This window comes from Acinetobacter sp. 24-47-66, assembly GCF_056779755.1.
The window spans coordinates 274,622-295,594 of record NZ_JBWYIL010000001.1; the positions used below are offsets into that span (position 1 = coordinate 274,622).

General features: G+C 39.4%; 17 protein-coding genes and 1 tRNA gene. 14 read left to right on the forward strand and 4 right to left on the reverse strand.

What is annotated here, in order from left to right; translation table 11 throughout:
- Positions 1 to 12 precede the first annotated feature (12 nt).
- The 7 genes from AC1M84_RS01255 (at position 13) to AC1M84_RS01285 (ending at position 8,977) form a co-directional block, all read left to right on the forward strand.
- A tRNA-Val gene (locus AC1M84_RS01255) sits at positions 13 to 89 on the forward strand.
- Between the two features lie 566 nt (positions 90 to 655).
- On the forward strand, positions 656 to 2,887 hold the full coding sequence (locus AC1M84_RS01260; RefSeq protein ID WP_092766105.1) for an NADP-dependent isocitrate dehydrogenase: 2,232 nt from the start codon (positions 656 to 658) through the stop codon (positions 2,885 to 2,887).
- 235 nt (positions 2,888 to 3,122) lie between these two features.
- Positions 3,123 to 5,327, forward strand: coding sequence for an OsmC domain/YcaO domain-containing protein (locus AC1M84_RS01265; RefSeq protein WP_481594250.1), 2,205 nt, complete (start codon positions 3,123 to 3,125; stop codon positions 5,325 to 5,327).
- 235 nt (positions 5,328 to 5,562) lie between these two features.
- Positions 5,563 to 5,679 carry a hypothetical protein gene (locus AC1M84_RS01270; protein ID WP_092766106.1) on the forward strand — a complete coding sequence of 39 codons (117 nt, stop codon included), beginning with the start codon at positions 5,563 to 5,565 and terminating at the stop codon, positions 5,677 to 5,679.
- A gap of 452 nt (positions 5,680 to 6,131) precedes the next feature.
- Positions 6,132 to 7,451 carry an NCS2 family permease gene (locus AC1M84_RS01275; protein ID WP_481594251.1) on the forward strand — a complete coding sequence of 440 codons (1,320 nt, stop codon included), beginning with the start codon at positions 6,132 to 6,134 and terminating at the stop codon, positions 7,449 to 7,451.
- Between the two features lie 73 nt (positions 7,452 to 7,524).
- Positions 7,525 to 8,523, forward strand: coding sequence for an adenosine deaminase (locus AC1M84_RS01280; protein WP_180027578.1), 999 nt, complete (start codon positions 7,525 to 7,527; stop codon positions 8,521 to 8,523).
- Between the two features lie 130 nt (positions 8,524 to 8,653).
- Positions 8,654 to 8,977: a hypothetical protein gene (locus AC1M84_RS01285; RefSeq protein ID WP_481594252.1), complete on the forward strand. Its 324-nt coding sequence runs from the start codon at positions 8,654 to 8,656 to the stop codon at positions 8,975 to 8,977.
- A 12-nt stretch (positions 8,978 to 8,989) separates the two neighbouring features.
- On the opposite strand, the gene AC1M84_RS01290 is transcribed toward AC1M84_RS01285, so the two are convergent.
- The gene (locus AC1M84_RS01290; RefSeq protein WP_481594253.1) at positions 8,990 to 9,547 is read right to left on the reverse strand and encodes a cytochrome b; all 558 of its coding nucleotides are present in this window, start codon (positions 9,545 to 9,547) and stop codon (positions 8,990 to 8,992) included.
- A 203-nt stretch (positions 9,548 to 9,750) separates the two neighbouring features.
- On the opposite strand from AC1M84_RS01290, the gene AC1M84_RS01295 reads away from it, so the two are divergent.
- Positions 9,751 to 10,131, forward strand: a complete 381-nt coding sequence (locus AC1M84_RS01295; protein ID WP_092766111.1) for a hypothetical protein — start codon at positions 9,751 to 9,753, stop codon at positions 10,129 to 10,131.
- 66 nt (positions 10,132 to 10,197) lie between these two features.
- Positions 10,198 to 10,764, forward strand: coding sequence for a ribonuclease HII (rnhB, locus tag AC1M84_RS01300; RefSeq protein ID WP_180027870.1), 567 nt, complete (start codon positions 10,198 to 10,200; stop codon positions 10,762 to 10,764).
- 66 nt (positions 10,765 to 10,830) lie between these two features.
- Here rnhB and csrA read toward each other — a convergent pair whose 3' ends face one another.
- The 3 genes from csrA to alaS form a co-directional block, all read right to left on the reverse strand.
- Positions 10,831 to 11,085 carry a carbon storage regulator CsrA gene (csrA, locus tag AC1M84_RS01305; RefSeq protein ID WP_481594254.1) on the reverse strand — a complete coding sequence of 85 codons (255 nt, stop codon included), beginning with the start codon at positions 11,083 to 11,085 and terminating at the stop codon, positions 10,831 to 10,833.
- Positions 11,086 to 11,329: 244 nt separating this feature from the next.
- Positions 11,330 to 12,610 carry an aspartate kinase gene (locus tag AC1M84_RS01310; protein WP_481592925.1) on the reverse strand — a complete coding sequence of 427 codons (1,281 nt, stop codon included), beginning with the start codon at positions 12,608 to 12,610 and terminating at the stop codon, positions 11,330 to 11,332.
- Between the two features lie 65 nt (positions 12,611 to 12,675).
- Complete coding sequence (alaS, locus tag AC1M84_RS01315; RefSeq protein ID WP_481594255.1) at positions 12,676 to 15,369, reverse strand: alanine--tRNA ligase; 2,694 nt, start codon at positions 15,367 to 15,369, stop codon at positions 12,676 to 12,678.
- Between the two features lie 368 nt (positions 15,370 to 15,737).
- Here alaS and gap point away from each other — a divergent pair, with 368 nt between their 5' ends.
- The 5 genes from gap (at position 15,738) to AC1M84_RS01340 (ending at position 20,878) form a co-directional block, all read left to right on the forward strand.
- On the forward strand, positions 15,738 to 16,769 hold the full coding sequence (gap, locus tag AC1M84_RS01320; RefSeq protein ID WP_481594256.1) for a type I glyceraldehyde-3-phosphate dehydrogenase: 1,032 nt from the start codon (positions 15,738 to 15,740) through the stop codon (positions 16,767 to 16,769).
- 227 nt (positions 16,770 to 16,996) lie between these two features.
- Positions 16,997 to 18,163: an ATP phosphoribosyltransferase regulatory subunit gene (locus AC1M84_RS01325; RefSeq protein WP_481594257.1), complete on the forward strand. Its 1,167-nt coding sequence runs from the start codon at positions 16,997 to 16,999 to the stop codon at positions 18,161 to 18,163.
- A gap of 70 nt (positions 18,164 to 18,233) precedes the next feature.
- Positions 18,234 to 19,553 carry an adenylosuccinate synthase gene (locus tag AC1M84_RS01330; RefSeq protein WP_035265875.1) on the forward strand — a complete coding sequence of 440 codons (1,320 nt, stop codon included), beginning with the start codon at positions 18,234 to 18,236 and terminating at the stop codon, positions 19,551 to 19,553.
- 137 nt (positions 19,554 to 19,690) lie between these two features.
- Entirely contained in the window at positions 19,691 to 19,999 is a 309-nt protein-coding gene (locus AC1M84_RS01335) for a hypothetical protein (protein ID WP_481594258.1), read from the forward strand.
- Positions 20,000 to 20,101: 102 nt separating this feature from the next.
- Positions 20,102 to 20,878 (forward strand): M48 family metallopeptidase, encoded by a 777-nt coding sequence (locus tag AC1M84_RS01340; RefSeq protein ID WP_035265878.1) that lies wholly within the window; start codon positions 20,102 to 20,104, stop codon positions 20,876 to 20,878.
- The last annotated feature ends 95 nt before the right edge of the window (positions 20,879 to 20,973 follow it).

Genomic DNA, 20,973 nt, shown 5'->3' on the forward strand with positions numbered 1-20,973 from the left:
GCGAAGCATTCTAGGTGTATAGCTCAGTTGGTTAGAGCGCTACGTTGACATCGTAGAGGTCTCCAGTTCGAGTCTGGATATACCTACCAAGATTTAAAAAAAAGGGCTTAAGTATTTTACTTAAGCCCTTTTTTCGTAATCAAGACATTACTTCTTTTTTTAAAAGTAAAGTATTCGTTATCACTTGCTCTATCAAGAAAAATTGCGTTTAAAAAATCTCTAAATTTGATATTAAATTATATATTTTAAGTATAAATACCCAAAATGCTTTAATCTAAATATTGGGTATTTCCGTAATTTATTAATATACCCGTACATTAACACTTACAATAACGCCCGAAATGTACGCTTTTGCCATCCTGTTTAAATATGAGACACGTATAATGTTCATATTACAGGGAAGTTGAGATCAACGTTCATTACCAGTTCTTCACTTTTCATTCAGAAGTAATGAAATTCATACAGTATTATCAAACTAAAGATGGATACTATTTTGTATGTTATTTCATCAAAATAGCGTACTAAAAGCTTATTTCATTGACTGAAATGCGACGAAGAACGATACTCTCAACGTTTTAATTTAAGCAAATCGGTTCTAAGAGACTGGACCAAAAGTTCGGTGCTCTGTAACTCAATCCAAAGCAAGGGGCTATATATGGCTGGTGGAAAGTCAACTATCATCTACACACTGACCGACGAGGCGCCATTACTGGCGACTTACTCACTACTGCCGATCATTGAGACCTTTACTAAGCCTGCTGGTGTTGAGATTGTAAAAACTGACATCTCAGTTGCAGCACGCGTGCTCGCTGAATTCTCTGAATACCTTAGCGAAGAGCAGAAAGTATCAGACAATCTTGCAGAATTAGGTCGTCTTACACAAGATCCAGACACAAACATCATCAAACTTCCAAACATCAGTGCATCTGTAGCTCAGTTGACTGCATGTATCAAAGAGCTTCAATCAAAAGGCTATGCAATTCCAGATTATCCTGAGAATCCTACGACTGAAGAAGAAAAAGCACTCAAAGCACGTTTTGGTAAATGCTTAGGTTCAGCAGTAAACCCTGTATTGCGTGAAGGGAACTCTGACCGTCGTGCGCCTGCTGCTGTTAAAAACTATGCGAAAAAACACCCACATTCTATGGGTGAGTGGAAACAGTGGTCACAAACTCACGTTTCTCACATGGATGAAGGTGACTTCTATCACGGCGAAAAGTCTATGACTTTAGATCGTCCTCGCAATGTGAAAATGGAATTGATCACGAATTCTGGTGAAACTATCGTTCTTAAAGACAAAGTTGCACTGCAAGACGGCGAAATCATCGATTCAATGTTCATGAGCAAGAAAGCGCTTTGTGACTTCTATGAAAAAGAATTAGATGATTGTAAAGAAGCGGGCATCTTGTTCTCTTTACACGTTAAAGCAACCATGATGAAAGTTTCACACCCGATCGTATTTGGTCACTGTGTGAAGATTTATTACAAAGAAGCGTTCGAAAAACACGGTAAACTGTTCGACGAACTAGGTATTAACGTAAACAACGGTATGGCTGGTCTTTACGAGAAGATCGAAACTTTACCGACTTCTTTACGTGAAGAGATCATCGAAGATCTACACGCATGTCAAGAACACCGTCCTGCTTTAGCAATGGTGGATTCAGCAAAAGGTATCACTAATTTCCATTCTCCAAACGACGTGATCGTAGATGCTTCTATGCCTGCAATGATCCGTGGTGGTGGTAAAATGTGGGGTGCTGACGGTAAGCCTTACGACTGTAAAGCAGTAATGCCTGAATCTACATTTGCGCGTATTTACCAAGAAATGATCAACTTCTGTAAGTGGAATGGTAACTTCGACCCACGCACAATGGGTACTGTACCTAACGTTGGTCTAATGGCTCAAAAAGCTGAAGAATACGGTTCACACGACAAAACATTCGAAATCGCGCAAGCTGGTGTAGCTAACATCACAGATATCGAAACTGGCGAAGTTTTAATGTCTCAAAACGTGGAAGAAGGTGATATCTGGCGTATGTGTCAGGTGAAAGATGCACCGATCCGCGACTGGGTAAAACTAGCTGTAACACGTGCACGTAACTCTGGTATGCCAGCAATCTTCTGGTTAGACCCATACCGTCCACACGAAAACGAATTGATCAAGAAAGTTCAAAAATACTTAAAAGATCACGATACAGATGGTCTAGACATCCAAATCATGTCTCAAGTACGTGCAATGCGTTACACACTTGAACGTGTTGCTCGTGGTCTAGATACAATCTCTGTAACGGGTAACATTCTACGTGACTACCTCACTGACTTGTTCCCAATTATGGAGCTTGGTACTTCTGCGAAAATGCTGTCTATCGTGCCTTTAATGGCGGGTGGTGGTATGTACGAAACTGGTGCAGGTGGTTCAGCACCTAAACACGTACAACAACTTGTTGAAGAAAACCACTTACGTTGGGATTCTTTAGGTGAGTTCCTTGCACTCGCTGTTTCACTTGAAGAGCTTGGTATTAAAGAAAACAACCCTAAAGCTAAACTTCTTGCGAAAACATTGGATGCTGCAACTGGTAAATTACTTGACAACGACAAATCTCCATCACGTCGTACAGGTGAGTTAGACAACCGTGGTAGCCATTTCTATTTAGCGAAGTTCTGGGCTGAAGAATTAGCAGCTCAAGACGAAGATGCTGAATTAAAAGCGACATTCTCTACTTTAGCGAAGACTTTAGCTGAAAATGAAGAGAAGATCGTTGCCGAACTTGCAGAAGTTCAAGGTAAATCTGTTGATATCGGTGGTTACTACGCAATCGATCAAGAGAAAGTAAATGCAGTTATGCGTCCAAGTGCAACTTTAAATGCTGCTATTGCAAGCATCTAATAACACTTAAGTTGAACTGAATTTCAGTTTGGCGGATTAAAAAAGCTGGTACTTCGGTACCAGCTTTTTTTTGTTAAAATTTTTGTAAATAAAACACTGATTACGCCAAATTAGAGAGAGCTTAAGGGGAGGATTTAAAAAACTTTCATTCAATTTGCATGCATTTCTGATTACAATGCGTTTTAATTTATTTTTAACTTATCTAGCTGTTTGGATAAGTTCTGTAGGTGCCCGCATGGAAATCAAAGTCAATTATCTCGACAATCTTCGACAGGAAGCAAAGTTCGACGATTTCACGGTTATTGCCGATCAACCTATTCGTTATAAAGGTGATGGATCTGCACCAGGCCCATTTGACTATTTTCTTGCGTCTTCAGCATTATGTGCAGCTTATTTTGTAAAGGTGTATTGTGCTGCACGAGATATTCCTACAGAAAATATTCGATTATCCCAAAATAATATTGTTGATCCAGAAAACCGTTATAAACAAATTTTTAAAATTCAAGTCGAATTACCCTCAGATATCTCTGAGAAGGATCGACAAGGTATTTTACGTTCAATCGACCGTTGCACTGTAAAAAAAGTCATTCAAACAGGTCCTGAATTTGTTATTGAGGAAGTTGAAAGCATTGATGCGGATGCTCAAGCTTTACTTATGCCAAATATTGCCAAGGAAAATGTGACTGTTATTCCGGGTAAAGATTTACCGCTTGAAGAAACGATTGCCAATATGTCTGCAATTTTGGCGGGCTTAGGAATGAAGATTGAAATTGCGTCTTGGCGAAATATTGTGCCAAACGTATGGTCTTTACATATTCGCGATGCACAAGCGCCAATGTGCTTTACCAATGGTAAAGGTTCAACGAAAGAGAGTGCTTTAGCGTCTGCATTAGGCGAGTTTATTGAACGTTTGAATTGTAATTTCTTCTATAACGACCAATTTTGGGGTGAAGAAATCGCAAATGCTGAATTTGTGCATTACCCAGATGAAAAGTGGTTCCAACCAGGTCCAAATGGTGAATTGCCATCAGAAATTTTAGATGAATATACACTTGAAATTTACGATCCTGAAGATGAGTTATTAGGCACACATCTGTACGACACAAATTCTGGCAATACTGAGAGAGGTATTTGTTCGTTACCATTTGTGCGCCAGTCAGACGGTGAGATTGTATATTTCCCTTCAAATTTGATTGAAAATTTGTATCTGTCAAATGGTATGAGCGCAGGAAATACCTTGGCTGAAGCACAAGTACAATGTTTATCTGAAATATTTGAGCGTGCGGTTAAGCGCGAAATTTTAGAGGGTGAAATTACCCTGCCAGATGTACCTGAACATGTTCTAGCAAAGTACCCAAAAATAGTTGAGGGTATTAAGGGGCTTGAGGAGCAAGGTTTTCCAGTGCTGGTCAAAGATGCTTCATTAGGTGGGAAATTCCCAGTCATGTGCGTGACATTAATGAATCCAAGAACGGGTGGCGTTTTTGCATCATTCGGGGCTCATCCAAACTTTGAAGTTGCATTAGAACGCAGCCTAACAGAGCTTTTACAAGGTCGTAGTTTTGAAGGTTTAAATGACTTACCACGTCCTACTTTCAATAGCCATGCACTGACAGAACCAAATAACTTTGTGGAACACTTTATTGATTCATCGGGTGTTGTGTCTTGGAGATTCTTCAGTTCGAAATCTGATTATGATTTCGTAGAGTGGGATTTCACCAGTCAAGGTGAAAATACAAACGCTGAAGAAGCTGAAAAGATGTTCAATATCCTAAAAGAGATGGGTAAAGAAGTTTACATGGCTGTATACCAACATTTAGGTGCAACTGCATGCCGAATTCTGGTGCCAGGATATTCTGAGGTGTATTTGGTTGAAGATCTGGTTTGGGACAATACCAATAAAGCTTTAGCCTTTAGAGAAGATATTCTTAACTTACATCGTTTAGATAATGAACAGCTCGAAGCTTTGCTAGAGAAACTTGAAGAAGTTGAAGTGGATGACTATACCGATATTATTACCTTGATTGGTGTTGAATTTGACGATAATACGGTGTGGGGTCAGTTAACTATTCTTGAATTAAAACTATTAATTAACTTAGCTTTGGAAAATTTCGAAGAAGCGAAAGACCAAGTAGAACAGTTCTTACAATACAACACCAATACTGTAGAACGAGGCTTATTCTATCAATGCATGGATGTTGTATTAGAAGTGTTGTTAGATGAAGAAATGGAAATTGAAGACTATGAACCGAATTTTAGACGTATGTTCGGTGATGAGAGAGTTGATGCTGCAATAGGCTCAATCGAAGGTGATGTGCGTTTTTATGGATTGACGCCAACCAATATGCAACTTGAAGGTCTCGATCGTCATTTAAAACTTATTGAGAGCTATAAGAAGCTTCATGCTGCCAGAGCACGTTTTGTTTCTCAACAAAACTGATCGAATGAAAGGCCACTATGAATAGTGGCCTTTTTATTTTAAAGATCAGCAAATCGATGCATCTAGTTAGGGTGCTCAATTTTTTATAATAAAATGAAGTGGTTATGAAAAGTACTGATTGTATTTATTAAAAATAGTAATTTGTTGATATTTAAGGAAAATAATTCTATTTCACTGGTATTATTTGCTAAATGCATTATCATAGTGCATGACGAGTTAACTTAAGGCGAGCATTATGAATTTCTTGAAAAAAAAGAATAAAGCAAGTTTCGTTTTCTTTATTATTACTGCGTATTCCTGTTTAGGGTTTGGATTAGGTTACTTGATCTGGGAATACCTCCAAATGAAATAATGTTCATATTGATAGGTAAGATTGCAAATTTAGAAAGTATTCACTGTTAGCAAGCTTAATTTACTCTACCATTTAAAATTAAATGATCTAAAAATCATCAGTGATTTTTTAAGGGGTATATTTAAATTTATATTTTTTAACGTGATTTAAATAAAGATTAAATTTTAGTGTTTTATAACCTATGACTGTTTTATTCAGCCCTTCAAATTCAGTCTATGTTATAATTAAAAATATATCCCGATAGATCGAATTGTCTAGCGACTGTTCAATTGATAGATCATCATATCAAAGCTGCTTTATTGCAGCTTTTTTAATTGTGCTTCAATTTATCGGAAATGTCATTTTGGTACGTTTATTGAATGCGTCATCTGAGCTACATTTGCCAATGAATCATTGAATAAATGATCTAAATAATTTTTACGAATCGCTCGATCTTAAGCAGGGGCTCGACAATGACAAATCCAAATTCTTCAGCGGGTTTGCTTGAACGCTTATTTAAACTAAGCGAAAACAAAACAACTTTTCGAACTGAAATTATTGCAGGTATGACGACATTCCTGACAATGTGCTACATCATCATTGTCAATCCAATGATTCTGTCTGAAACAGGAATGGATCATGGTGCGGTATTTGTTGCGACATGTTTAGCAGCAGCAATCGGTTGTTTTGTCATGGGTATTATTGCCAATTACCCAATCGCATTGGCTCCGGGTATGGGCTTAAATGCATATTTTACCTATTCGGTATGTTTAGGAATGGGTGTGCCTTGGCAAACCGCTTTAGCTGCGGTATTTGTGTCTGGTCTGGTCTTCATCGCGATCAGTATGTTTAAAATTCGTGAAGCTATCGTGAATGCCATTCCAATGTCTTTAAAATTGGCTATTGGTGGTGGTATTGGTTTATTCCTAGCATTAATCGCTTTGAAAAATGCTGGCATCATTGTGGATAATCCTGCGACTCTAGTGGGTTTAGGTGATTTAAAACAACCAACCGTTCTCTTAGCCTTATTGGGTTTCTTGATGGTTGTTGTTATGCATCACTTCAAAATACGTGGTGCGATTATCATTAGTATTTTAGTGCTGACTGCAATCTCAACATTCCTAGGATTAAGTGAATTTAAAGGCGTGGTTGGTCAAATTCCTTCAATTGCACCAACATTCATGCAAATGGATTTTGAAGGCTTATTTACCGCAAGTTTAATCGGTGTAATTTTTGTGTTCTTCTTAGTTGATCTTTTTGATTCAACAGGAACGCTGGTTGGTGTTTCACATCGTGCTGGTTTACTCAAAGATGGTAAATTGCCACGCTTGAAGAAAGCTCTGTTTGCAGACTCTTCCGCGATTGTTGCTGGTGCTGCATTAGGTACATCATCAACGACACCATATATTGAGTCTTCTGCGGGTGTAGCAGCAGGGGGGCGTACAGGTCTTACAGCGGTAATAGTTGGTTTACTTTTTATTGCTTGTTTGTTCTTAGCACCGTTGGCTCAATCTGTTCCTGGGTTTGCAACTGCACCAGCCTTACTCTTTGTAGGGGTATTGATGATTCAGGGTATTACGCATATTGATTGGGATGATATTACTGAAGCGGTTCCTGCTTTCTTAACGATCGTGTTTATGCCGTTCACTTACTCAATCGCTGATGGTATTGCCATGGGCTTTATCAGTTATGCGTTGGTGAAGTTACTTACAGGTAAAGCATCTACAGTACCATATATGGTATGGATTATCGCAGTATTATGGGCGCTAAAATTTGCAATGTTTGGCGGCTAATTTTTAACAGTTTTTAAAAGGGTGTAAACTCAGTTTGCACCCTTTTTATTTTTTGGTTTCATGAGGAGTAGCAATGAACCGTGTTGAGTTAATTAAAGCTTTACCTAAAGCTGAGCTTCATGTCCATATTGAAGGGACATTTGAACCTGAGTTGATGTTTGCCATTGCTCAGCGCAATGAAATTGCAATCCCATATCAATCAGTTGAAGAAGTCAAACAGGCTTATAATTTTCACAATCTGCAATCATTTCTAGATATTTACTATGCAGGTGCGAATGTATTGATTAATGAGCAAGATTTTTATGATCTTGCATGGGCATATTTTGAAAAATGTGCAGAAGATCGAGTGGTTCATACTGAAATGTTTTTTGATCCGCAAACGCATACGGATCGTGGTGTGTCATTTGAAACGGTAATTAAAGGCTTAAAACGAGCTTGCCACGATGCTGAGGAAAAATTAGGCATCACAACGCATTTGATTATGTGTTTCTTACGCCATTTGAGTGAAGAGGCCGCATTTGAAACACTTGAACAAGCGTTACCTTACAAAGACCAAATTATTGGGGTAGGGTTAGATTCAAGTGAAGTTGGGCATCCACCTTCTAAATTTGAAAGGGTATTTGCAAAAGCACGTGATGAAGGATTTTTGGTTGTTGCTCATGCAGGTGAAGAAGGTCCAGCAGAATATGTTTGGGAAGCTTTGGATGTACTTAAAGTGAATCGTATTGATCACGGCGTACGCTCTGAAGAAGATCCAAAGTTGTTGGAGCGTTTGATTGCTGAAAAAATGCCTTTAACGGTTTGTCCATTATCAAATTTAAAGCTTTGTGTTGTAGATGATATGGCAGATCATAATATTCGCCGTTTGTTACAGCAGGGTGTGCATGTAACCGTCAATTCAGATGATCCATCTTATTTCGGTGGTTATATGAATGATAACTTTATTGCGATTGCTGAGGCCTTAGATTTAACAAATCATGAATTAAAGCAACTCGCTATAAATTCATTTGAAGCATCGTTTATTTCCGATGTGCAAAAACAAAAGTGGAAAGATAAAATTCTCGCAATTTAAAACAGTTAAACTTATTTATGTAAAATACTGGAAGGTGGGGACAAAATCCCACCTTTGGTTTAATATGCTTTAAACAATAGAGCCGAATGTGATGTTGAAATTGAAGTCTTTGTTTTGCCTGAGTCTGCTAATGTTGCCCGTAGTTATCGCGAATGCAAATACGACATTGACACAGCGTATATTAAAGCCTGTCATCCAGTATCAATGTGAGCGTGAAGTCAATCATTCAAAAATATGGAAAATAACGACATATTTAATGAATGAAGAAAACAAAAAGAAATTAAAATTAGAAACCTGTGATTGTGTATCAAATCATGCTTTAAAAGATATTCCTGCTCGGGAACTTGCCAAAGCAACAATTAACGAAGATATGAAGCAAGAAGTCGTTCGAAAAGCCATGATGAATAGCCTAAAAGCATGTGTGATTAGCTCTAAATCTCACTCAGAAATTTAGAGCGGTACTCAATCAATCTTTAGGTTGTTTGGTCATGCTGTCTAAGACATGATCTTTATCTATAAAGTGATGCTTTAATGCCGCAGCAATATGTCCGAGTAAAAGTAAACCTGCAGCCCAAGAAATCCAAATATGTAGTGGTTTTACAATTTCAGTCACTTGAGGATTCTCACCAATTAAAGCAGGCAGATCAAATAAGAATAATACTGGTGCAGGGTAGCCTAGACTCCAGCTCCATAAGCAACCCGTAATTGGTAAGGCCAGAAGCATAAAATAAAGCCCGAGATGACCTAAATGTGCGAGTCTTTTCATGAGGGGAGACATTGTCTCTGGTAGCTCGGGAGCAGGATGGGTGTAGCGCCAAAAGATACGAACCACGACCAGAAAAATAATGGTGGTTGCAATATTTTTGTGAAGCGTGATGACGTCACCTTTGAAGCTACCATCAACCTCATAACTTAAAAAATTGCCACTATAAAAGCCGATCGTCCACGCCGTAATAAAAATAATCGCCATAACCCAATGCAATACTTGAGCTGTGCGTGTGTAATATTGGGATTTATTATTCATGATATAAACTTATGATTGAATTTTTCACATCATAATTTAGGGATAAGTTATTTATAAGTATTGAAATGAGACACAGTGTTGAAAATATGCAACGAAATGCGACTTATAACTGAACATATAGTCGGGAAATTCAAAAAATCTATTTCTTCGTGAGGTGACATTAGGCAAAATAGCTCAATTCGTAAGATCATAAGGATAACACTGTGAAAAAATTAATTGCTTTACTCGCACCAATGACATTAGTGCTTGGGGCTTGTGCTACTGGTACAACAGGGACATCATCACCTACAGCAAATACAACTCAACAGTTAGGTTCGGCTGCGCTTAAAATTGCGATCAATGCAAAATGTACAACTGAATTAAATAATATTTCTGCGTGGAAAACTGCTACAAAATTAATGACAGCAGAGCAAAAAGAAAATATCCAAGGTGAAATCTGCGGATGTGTAAGTGAAAAAGCTCCTCAAAGCGTGACTACGGTTGATTTGGCTACAGCGGCGATTGATCCAGCTGCACGAGCAACAATCGTTAGCAATATCGTGACTAAAACCATCAATGAATGTGTAGCTGAAGCTGTACGTTAATTTCAAAGATATATGAATGGGCTGATTTTGATCGGCCTATTTTTTTAAGGATAAATTAGGAAAATGATGTTGATTGCTGGTGCTGATGAAGCAGGGCGCGGTCCACTGGTGGGATCGGTCGTTGCGGCTGCTGTAATTTTGGATCCTAACAATCCGATTCTTGGGTTAAATGATTCTAAAAAACTCAGTGAAAAGAAACGTGAAAAATTATTTATAGAGATCAAAGAAAAAGCACTAGCTTGGGCTATCGCTGAAGCGAGTCATCAAGAAATTGATGAACTCAATATATTGAATGCTTCGTTGTTGGCAATGCGTCGTGCCGTTGAACAATTGACTGTGCAACCACAACATGTATTGGTTGATGGTAATAAAATTCCCCAAGGATTGAGTATGAGTTGTGATGCTGTAGTTGGAGGAGATGCATTACATCCAGAAATTTCTGCTGCCAGTATCCTGGCTAAGGTGACACGTGATCATCAAATGTTAGAACTTGATGCTAAATATCCTCAGTTTGGTTTTGCAAAACATAAAGGCTACCCGACCAAAGCTCATTTTGAAGCTATTGCACAGTTTGGCGTGGTTGAAGAGCACAGGCGTAGTTTTGGTCCAGTACGCAAATCATTGGGACTTTAAACAGCTTAAACACCAAAAATTTAAAGCGGCTAAATTTAGCCGCTTTAGTCACAAAATCATTTCTAATCAACGATTGAAATCATTTTGAGTGTAATTCTCTTCTTCGTAAGAAGGTTGGTAATCTTGGTCAAGATGTTGCAAGTGCTCCTGCATCGCACGTTCATGCTGAATTCGTTGATAGATTTCTTCACGATGTACAGATACTTCTTTAGGCGCATTCACACCAATTCGCACTTGGTTACCTTTTACACCAAGTACAGTGACACTGACTTGATCCCCAATCATTAATGTTTCACCAACACGACGGGTGAGAATCAGCATGTTTATCTCCTTGCTTAAACGCTAAACCTGCGATAGTTTTTTCAAAAAGTGAAAATAACAACCTCGGCACCACGAAATATTTTAATAGATAAATGTGACGAATTTAACCATTCGCACAGGACTATTGAAATTATCCCATAAACCTCTAGACCTAATATAACAGAGCCACTATAGGAAAAACTATAGTGGCTCTGAATATTTCTTCATCAAGTATGCATTGTTTCTGCTAACTCATGACAGAAAATTAAGCACGTGCGCTAGACTCGCCATGTCCGCGGTCAAGACCAAACGCAGTGTGAAGTGAGCGAACAGCAAGCTCTAAATAATTTTCTTCAATAATAACAGAGATTTTGATTTCAGAAGTTGAAATCATCAGGATATTGATGCCTTCATCAGCAAGTGCTGTAAACATTTTGCTTGCAACACCAGCATGAGAGCGCATACCAACACCTACGATAGATACTTTTACAATATCATCACGTGTTGCAACTTCACGGGCACCGATTGCTTGAGCAGTTTCTTCAAGAATTTTTTTTGCTTTAGCAAGTTCGCCACGATTGACTGTGAATGTGAAGTCAGTTGTACCATCTTCTTCAACGTTTTGGATGATCATATCCACTTCGATATTAGCATCACCAATCGGTTTTAAAATTTTAGATGCAATACCAGGAAGATCAGGCACACCTAAGATAGTTAATTTAGCTTCGTCACGGTTAAATGCGATACCAGAGATAATTGGCTGTTCCATGTTGTCTTCCAATTCAGTAGTGATAAGTGTTCCGACGTTGTTTTTAAATTCTTCGTCAAATGCGCCATCATTTTCATTGTCGAAGCTAGAGAGTACGCGTAAAGGGACTTGATATTTACCCGCGAACTCAACAGAACGGATCTGTAAAACTTTAGAACCAAGAGAAGCCATTTCAAGCATTTCTTCAAAAGAAATACGATCAACTTTCTTCGCTTTTGGTGCAACACGTGGATCTGTTGTATATACACCATCCACATCTGTATAAATTTGGCATTCATCCGCTTTGAGTGCAGCTGCTAATGCAACGCCAGAGGTATCAGAACCACCACGACCCAAAGTTGTTGTGTTGCCGTTAGCATCAAAACCTTGGAAACCTGCAACAACGATGACACGACCAGCATCTAATTGTTCAGTCATGACATCTGTATCAATTGATTCAATACGTGCTTTTGTGAATGAGCTGTCAGTTTTAATACCAACTTGGCGTCCAGTCAAAGATTTAGCTTCCACACCGATAGAATTCAGTGCCATTGCTAACATTGAAATCGTTACCTGTTCACCCGTAGAAACCATTTGGTCTAATTCTCGTGGGTCAGGGGTGTCGGTAATGGCTTTCGCTAAAGCGAGTAGGCGATTGGTTTCACCACTCATTGCTGATACAACAACCACAACCTTGTGGCCGTGATCATGCCAACGCTTTACACGACGAGCAACATTTAAAATGCGCTCAGGAGTACCCATTGAAGTACCGCCATATTTTTGAACGATTAATGCCATAGTTGTTCCATATAAACCATGACCTTGAAGAGTTGTTCAAGGTCAGTTACACAAAAGGTGAAGTTTTATTTTGCAGCTAGCCAAGCAGTTAATTCTGCCATGACGGAAGCAAACTTCTCGTTAAGTGGCGCGCCACCTTGTGCCAAATCAGGCTTACCACCACCTTTACCACCAAGCTCAGTTGCTAAGTGTTTGATGATGTCACCTGCTTTTATAGAAGCTGTGAAGTCTTTAGCTACAGATGCGATCAAGCTCACTTTGTCACCCTCTACACCTGCAAGGACAATCACAGCATTTTCTAATTTTGATTTCACGCCGTCGTGTAGATTGCGAAGTGATTTCGCATCCATACCTTGAACAGTCGTGATTAACGTTTTGCGACCTGCAATTTCCTCAACTTGGCTAAGTAGCTCACCCGCCTGTAAATGTGCAAGTTTTTGATTCAATTGATCGATTTGCTTTTGTAAGCTTGATGCTGTGTCCGCTAAGGCTTCAACTTTCTCAATCGTTTGATCTTTTTGTGCTTTCAATAAGCCATTAATCGTGTTGATGTCACGATCAGCTTTCTGAGCCACTTCAATTGCTTTCGTACCTGTAACTGCTTCAATACGACGTACACCTGCAGCAACACCACCTTCAGAAGTGATTTTGAACAGACCAATGTCACCTGTACGTTTAACGTGAATACCACCACAAAGTTCGATCGAGAAGTTTTTCTCTTCAATGATTGAACCCATAGAAAGTACGCGAACTTCTTCGCCATATTTCTCACCAAACAACATCATCGCGCCTTTAGCTTTTGCAGATTCGATGTCAAGGAGTTCGGTTGTTACAGGCGTATTGGCAATCACTTCAGCATTTACCAGACGTTCAATTTCTTGAATCTGTTCAAATGTCACGGGTTGATCATTGGCAAAGTCGAAACGTAACACGTCAGAAGCAACCAATGAACCTTTTTGTTGAACATGTGAACCCAAGATTTGACGAAGTGCAGCATGTAGAAGGTGAGTCGCAGAGTGGTTACGTGCTGTTGCTGCACGGATGTCTGCTTTAACTGTTGCTTCTACATTTTGAGTAACTTTAAAGTTACCCATGGTCACGATACCTTGGTGAACGAACGCACCACCAGATTTTTTCGTGTCTTGAACTTCGAAAATACCTGTATCGTTTTTAAAGATACCTGTATCACCGATTTGACCACCGCTTTCTGCATAGAAAGGTGTTTGGTTTAGAACGATTAAAGCTTCATCACCTTCAACGACTTCATCAACTTGTTCGCCATCTTTATAGATTGCGATGATTTGACCCTCACCAGCAGTTGCATCGTAGCCGTCAAACTGAGTTTCGCCTTCAACTTTTACAACGCTGTTGTAGTCGATTGCGAATTTACCCGCATCACGTGCACGTTGACGTTGAGCAGCCATTTCTTTTTCAAAACCAGCTTCGTCAATCGTTAAATCACGTTCACGTGCGATGTCAGCCGTTAAGTCAGTTGGGAAGCCGTACGTGTCGTAAAGTTTGAATACCACTTCGCCTGGAATTACAGAACCTTTTAAGTTAGCAAGTTCGCCTTCAAGCAATTTCAAACCTTGTTCTAAGGTTTTAGCAAATTGCTCTTCTTCTTTTAAAAGTTGAGCTTCAATACGCGCTTGTTGTGCTTCAAGTTCAGGATAGGCAGCGCCCATCACCTCAATTAAAGGCTTCAACATTTTGTGGAAGAATGAACCTGTCGCACCCAATTTGTTACCGTGACGTACTGCACGACGGATGATACGACGTAGTACATAACCACGGCCTTCGTTTGAAGGGTTTACACCATCAGCAATCAAGAATGAACATGAACGTGCATGATCTGCAACTACTTTTAAAGACGCAGGGTATTCAACTGGTTTGCCTTCAGCTTGTGCTTTCGCTTCAAGTTCAGCAGTATCTAAACCAATAATTTCAGCTGCAGCTTTAAGCAAATGTTGGAATAGGTCGATTTCGTAGTTTGAGTTTACGTGTTGTAAAACAGCAGAAATACGCTCTAAGCCCATACCTGTATCAACGGAAGGTGCTGGAAGAGGGTGAAGTACGCCATCAGCAGTACGGTTAAACTGCATGAATACGTTGTTCCAAATTTCGATGAAACGGTCGCCATCTTCTTCTGGTGTACCTGGTAAACCACCCCAAATGTGATCGCCATGGTCAAAGAAGATTTCAGAGCATGGACCACAAGGACCTGTGTCACCCATTGCCCAGAAGTTATCAGAAGCGTATTGACCGCCTTTGTTGTCGCCGATACGAATAATGCGAGACTCATCTAGACCGATTTCTTTGTTCCAGATGTCGAATGCTTCATCATCAGTGTGATAAACCGTTGCATATAATTTGTCTTTAGGTAGGCCTAACCATTTTTCATTGGTTAAGAAATCCCAGGCGAATTTAATCGCGTCACGTTTAAAGTAATCTCCGAAAGAGAAGTTACCTAACATTTCAAAAAACGTATGGTGACGAGCTGTGTAGCCCACGTTATCTAAGTCGTTATGTTTACCGCCAGCACGAACACATTTTTGTGATGACACTGCACGTACATAATCTCGTTTTTCTAGGCCTAAGAAGCAATCTTTGAACTGGTTCATACCAGCATTTGTAAAGAGCAAAGTTGGGTCGTTGGCAGGAACTAGAGAACTCGACGCGACACGTGTGTGGCCTTGCGATTCAAAGTAACGCAAAAATGCTTCACGAATTTCAGCTGATGTCATAAAACGAGTACTCACAACCAAGTCACTCCATTAATTCTGTATTGGCAAATAATATGTCTGGGAAATAAAGTGCGAATTCACAATAAAATTCACCCCAGCATACCGGGCTAAAAGTTTAAAAACGCCAAATTATAACGGAATTTGCCACCTGTACCAATGATTTTAAAGTGTTTTAATGACAATTCTCTTTAATTCTGGTTTTAGGTGGAATTTTAAGCATTAACGTTGTTGAGACGATTCTTAAATGCTTAAGCTGTGTATCTCGCCCGAAGATCAATCAAAAATATTGAGTAGTCATAAGACCATTATTTATTACTGTATATTTTAGAAATACTTTAACATAGAGCTTTCAAGAACTTGTATTAAAGAGTTGAAGGTTACATATGCAACGTATCGCAATTAACGGATTTGGACGAATCGGGCGAAATGTTTTAAGAGCTTGGTTTGAAAATCCAAAACAATTCAATTTTGAAATCGTTGCGATTAATGATGTGGCTGATGTAGAAACTTTAATTCATTTATTTAAATATGACACCACACATGGAAGATTTCATGGGGAAGTGGAGTTGAGTTATGTTGCAGAGCAGGTATTTCTCAATATTTATGCCTATCAAAAAAAATTATCTATTGAAGTCCACTGTCAAACAGAACCAGATCAACTACCATGGAAGCGTTTAAACGTTGATGTTGTTTTAGAGTGTACTGGTTTATTTAGATCTCGAGCAGAAGCTACACGCCATCTCAATGCTGGCGCTCAACGCGTGATAATTGGGGCTGCACCTTTTGATACGGTTGATGCTGCAATCGTCTACGGGGTAAATCATACAGAGGTTAAAACTACGGATCAGATTATTTCGAGTGTTTCATGTACGACACAAGCATTGGTTCCTCTGGTCAAAATTATTGACGATGCCTTTGGTATAGAAAGTGCGTTAATGACAGAAATTCATGCTGTTACAGCGGATCAATCCGTTTTAGATCATGTTCACCGCGATTTACGTCGTGCGAGGGCATCTGGGCAAAACATTATTCCAACGACTTCATCTGCTCTTGGTGCAATCAAACGTGTCATGCCAAAAATGGAAGGGCGAATAGACGGTTACTCAATTCGTGTTCCTACCATTAATGTGGCAGCTATTGATTTAACATTTATAGCGCAACAGCCAATTACAGACCATCAGTTAAATGAAGCGTTAATTTCAGCAGCACGAGAGCGATTTTCGGAAATTATGTCGGTAACAGATGAGCCTTTAGTATCATCTGACTTTAATCATTCTCCGTTTTCACTCATTGTAGATTTAACTCAAACCATGGTGGTCGGGAAGCAAGCTAAAGTCTATGCTTGGTATGATAATGAATGGGGATATACCAATCGTTTACTAGATTTATGTCATTCATTTCCAGATCAGTCATGAAACTGAAATGCTGTGTCTTTTATAAAGGCTTAAGTCTATAACATAGATCAACTGCTAGTGCGTTCAGAATTACCAATAGAAGCTTATGAATAATCTAAAATTCCGATTTAATTATTTAAAAGTCTGATGCACATGGGGGTTGATCGTGATAGACTAGGAGAAATCGGGTGTGTTCCCGATTTTTTTATGCGGATTTGTTCCGCGCTGACAGAATTTAGGTTTACAACATGCCCATTTCAGAGACATGGTTATTACCTGATGGTGTAGCTGATGTATTACCAGAGCAAGCGCAAGTTATTGAAACTTTGCGTCGTACCGCGTTAGATTTCCTCGCAGCTCGAGGTTATCAATTGGTGTACACGCCATTTATTGAATACATCGAATCTCTATCTTCTCTTTCAGAATCGAATCAAGATTTAGACTTAGCCACATTTAAAGTAATCGATCAACTTTCTGGTCGTTTACTTGGTGTGCGTGCAGATATGACGCCTCAGGTGGCGCGTATTGATGCACACGTGTATCCAGTTGAAGGTGTTGCACGCTATTGCTACGCTGGAACGGTACTTCATACCAAACCACAAGGTTTCAATACCACACGTGCGCCTTTACAGCTCGGTGCTGAGTTGTTTGGTTCAGACAGTATCGATGCTGACGTCGAAATGATCGATGTCATGTTGGAATTATTAAAAAATACAGGTGTAACTGAGGCGATCCATTTAGATATTGGACACGTTGGTCTATTCCGTAGCTTAGTCAAACATGCAGGATTGAACAAAGCTACAGAGTCGCATCTATCTGATTTATATCAGCGTAAAGCATTACCAGAGCTTGCTGAATATACGCAACAACTTAAATTCGGCTCTGATTTTTATGTGCTTGGTCGTTATGCAAGTGATTTAGTCGCTTTAAAATCACATTTAAGCCAAGAAATCTTAGAAGATTCGGCATTCCAAGAAGCATTTAATGCAGTTCAAAGCACACAAGATGCGATTCAGCAACGTTGGCCAAATCTGCATATTGGTATCGATGTTGTAGAGCTTCGTTCATATCACTATCACACTGGCTTAATGTATGCAGTGTATGCACCAAATCGTGCTGCACCATTAGCTCAAGGTGGACGTTATGATGGTATTGGTGAGCATTTTGGTCGTGCACGTCCAGCAACTGGCTTTTCATGTGACTTATACGCTTTAAGCGCTGGTCAATTTAAAGCATTGGAAGTGATCGTTGCACCTAAGGGAAATAATGCTGACCTAGTCAAAGCAATTCAAGGATTACGTGATCAAGGTAAAAGCGTTGTGCAGTTGCTTGGTCAAGATGAGTTGAATTCAGTACCTAACGCGACTCACCAGTTGGTGAATCAAGCGGGTGAGTGGAAACTCGAACAGATTTAATCACCTGATTTGAATACTAAATTTCAAATCATGTTCTTCAATTTTAACAGCATGATGCAATGAGGCTATTATGGGCAAGAATGTTGTGGTACTTGGTACCCAATGGGGCGACGAAGGTAAAGGTAAAATCGTTGACCTGCTCACAGATCAAGCGGCTGCAGTTGTTCGCTATCAAGGTGGACACAATGCAGGTCATACTCTCGTCGTAGGTGGTAAGAAAACTGTTTTACACCTCATTCCATCTGGTATTTTACGTGAAAACGTACTTTGCTTAATTGGTAACGGTGTAGTGCTTTCTCCTGAAGCGTTAATCAAAGAGATGACGATTCTTGAAGAGCAAGGTGTGCCAGTTAAAGAACGTTTACGTATTTCTCCAAACTGTCCATTAATTTTGCCAAACCATATTGCATTAGACCAAGCACGTGAGAAAAAACGTGGGAATGCCAAGATTGGTACAACAGGTCGTGGTATTGGTCCAGCGTATGAGGATAAAGTTGCACGTCGTGCGGTTCGTGTCGCTGATTTAGTGCGTGGTGGTGATCATCTTAAAGCATTGCTTGAAGAGTTACTTGAATACCATAACTTCCAATTAACACAGTTCTACGGTGTAGAAGCGGTTAAGCTTGAAGACGTGCTTGCGTTATGTGATCAATGGCGTGAAGTTGTTGCTCCACTGGTTGTTGATGTTACTGGCGAATTGCATAAATATCGTAAGAACGGTGACAATATCATGTTTGAAGGTGCTCAAGGCTCACTTCTTGATGTTGACCATGGTACTTATCCATACGTAACATCTTCAAATACGACTGCTGGTGGTGTGAGTTCTGGTTCTGGTCTTGGTCCACTACACCTTGACTATGTATTGGGTATTACCAAAGCTTATACAACTCGCGTAGGTGCAGGTCCATTCCCAACTGAGTTGGTTTATGATGCTGCAAACGATGTTGGTGATGCAATTGGTAAGCACCTTGGTACTGTAGGTTCAGAATTTGGCGCATCTACTGGTCGCCAACGTCGCTGTGGTTGGTTCGATGCTGAAATCCTTCGTCGTTCAGTAGAAGTGAACTCACTTTCGGGGATTTGCTTGACTAAACTTGACGTTCTTGATGGTTTAGAAGAAATCAAAATCTGTGTAGGTTATGAAGCTGCAGATTCGGGCTGCGTAGGTTCTTCTGATGCACTTGCATTTGAAACTTTAAAACCAATTTACGAAACAATGCCTGGTTGGACTGAGTCTACTTTTGGTGCTAAATCTTTAGACCAATTGCCAGAAGCAGCAATCAACTATATTAAGCGACTTGAACAGTTAATCGAATGTCCAATCGACATCGTATCAACTGGTCCAGACCGTGATGAAACGATTATTCTTCGTCACCCATTTGAAGCTTAATTAAAAGTTTTAAAAAAGCCCTGTGATATCACAGGGCTTTTTTTGATCTAAACAACGACCAAAGTTTTATAAAAATTGGCTGTGCTGAATCTTAGAGATTGTTAAAATCGAATATATAAAATAATAGAGTGTGCAGGATGCATAAGAATATTTCTGGAACAATGTTTTATTCGTTGTTATTTGCAATGGGGGGTGCACCCACGATTGCGATGATGATAATACGATCTCAAACTGTAGCGGAAGATGTGGTATACCAAGTCTTTATTGGACTGTCGATTATGATCGCTTGCGTATTGGTCCCTATTATTTTAATTCAAAACACCTATTTATTTTTTAAGCGTAAAGATAAGAAGCTCGAAACTCGTTTAAAACCGTGGAGTCAAACCTATCTCGTGCTTAATATTTTTTGTTTGGTCTTTTGGATTAGCTATCAATTTGTTTACTAAATTACATAACAAATAAAAAAGTGAAGAAAAATGAGATATTAAGCGTAGTTGAGTTTGTTTATAATTAAGAACAAGTACTTTCAAGTAGATTGGAACATTATAATGAAGAACAAATTATTGCTCGGTCTTACTGCGTCTGCGGTGATCTCGATTTCAGGGTGTACAACATTTGCGGATATGGCGGGTGCGGACTCAGCGACATTAAATGCAGCTGCTGCACAAAGTTACTCTCAAGCCATTGATACAGCTCGCAGTAAGGGCTTATTGGATACAAGCTCAAATACTTATAAGCGTATTACGAATGTCTACAATCGTTTGCGTCCATATGCTGATCAAATGAATCAAACGGGTCAGCCATTCCAATGGCAAGTGTCTGTAATTAAATCAAGTGAATTAAATGCTTCTGTCATGCCAGGTGGTAAAGTTGTTTTTTATACAGGTATCGTGGAACGTTTAAATTTAACAGATGCTGAAATTGCGGCCATCATGGGACATGAAATGATCCATGCTTTGGAAGAGCATGCGAAAAGTAAATTGGGTGCTCAAGCTTTAACTGACTTGGCTTTAGGTGTCGGTTTAAGTGCTGCTGGTGTGGGTCAAGGTGGCGCTGCAGTTGCGCAAATTGGTTCTCAATTGGGTGTAGGCTTGCCTTATTCACGTAACTTGGAGAGCCGTGCTGATCAGGGTGGATTAATGTTAATGGCTCGAGCTGGCTATAACCCACAAGCAGCGATTACATTATGGGAAAAGATGGCGAAAGCAAGTAATGGTGGTAATGCATCTTTCTTATCAACACATCCTTCAAATGCTCAACGAATCGAAGCGATGCGTAAAAATTTACCTGCTGCTCAAGCGATTTATAACCAAAGTCGCCGTTAAAAGAATAAAACAAAAAAAGGATGCGTTTGCATCCTTTTTTATATTCACCACTCAGTAAAATTGTTATCACAGTATGGCTTTGATTCAAATGTATT

Excerpts from the sequence above, each read along its gene's own strand:
- AC1M84_RS01260 (WP_092766105.1), top strand. The coding sequence starts at position 656 with ATGGCTGGTGGAAAGTCAACTATCATCTACACACTGACCGACGAGGCG.
- AC1M84_RS01275 (WP_481594251.1), top strand. The coding sequence starts at position 6,132 with ATGACAAATCCAAATTCTTCAGCGGGTTTGCTTGAACGCTTATTTAAA.
- AC1M84_RS01265 (WP_481594250.1), top strand. The coding sequence starts at position 3,123 with ATGGAAATCAAAGTCAATTATCTCGACAATCTTCGACAGGAAGCAAAG.
- AC1M84_RS01340 (WP_035265878.1), top strand. The coding sequence starts at position 20,102 with ATGAAGAACAAATTATTGCTCGGTCTTACTGCGTCTGCGGTGATCTCG.
- AC1M84_RS01310 (WP_481592925.1), bottom strand. The coding sequence starts at position 12,610 with ATGGCATTAATCGTTCAAAAATATGGCGGTACTTCAATGGGTACTCCT.
- AC1M84_RS01335 (WP_481594258.1), top strand. The coding sequence starts at position 19,691 with ATGCATAAGAATATTTCTGGAACAATGTTTTATTCGTTGTTATTTGCA.
- AC1M84_RS01290 (WP_481594253.1), bottom strand. The coding sequence starts at position 9,547 with ATGAATAATAAATCCCAATATTACACACGCACAGCTCAAGTATTGCAT.
- AC1M84_RS01270 (WP_092766106.1), top strand. The coding sequence starts at position 5,563 with ATGAATTTCTTGAAAAAAAAGAATAAAGCAAGTTTCGTTTTCTTTATT.
- AC1M84_RS01285 (WP_481594252.1), top strand. The coding sequence starts at position 8,654 with ATGTTGCCCGTAGTTATCGCGAATGCAAATACGACATTGACACAGCGT.
- AC1M84_RS01325 (WP_481594257.1), top strand. The coding sequence starts at position 16,997 with ATGCCCATTTCAGAGACATGGTTATTACCTGATGGTGTAGCTGATGTA.
- gap (WP_481594256.1), top strand. The coding sequence starts at position 15,738 with ATGCAACGTATCGCAATTAACGGATTTGGACGAATCGGGCGAAATGTT.
- AC1M84_RS01280 (WP_180027578.1), top strand. The coding sequence starts at position 7,525 with ATGAACCGTGTTGAGTTAATTAAAGCTTTACCTAAAGCTGAGCTTCAT.
- csrA (WP_481594254.1), bottom strand. The coding sequence starts at position 11,085 with ATGCTGATTCTCACCCGTCGTGTTGGTGAAACATTAATGATTGGGGAT.
- rnhB (WP_180027870.1), top strand. The coding sequence starts at position 10,198 with ATGTTGATTGCTGGTGCTGATGAAGCAGGGCGCGGTCCACTGGTGGGA.
- AC1M84_RS01330 (WP_035265875.1), top strand. The coding sequence starts at position 18,234 with ATGGGCAAGAATGTTGTGGTACTTGGTACCCAATGGGGCGACGAAGGT.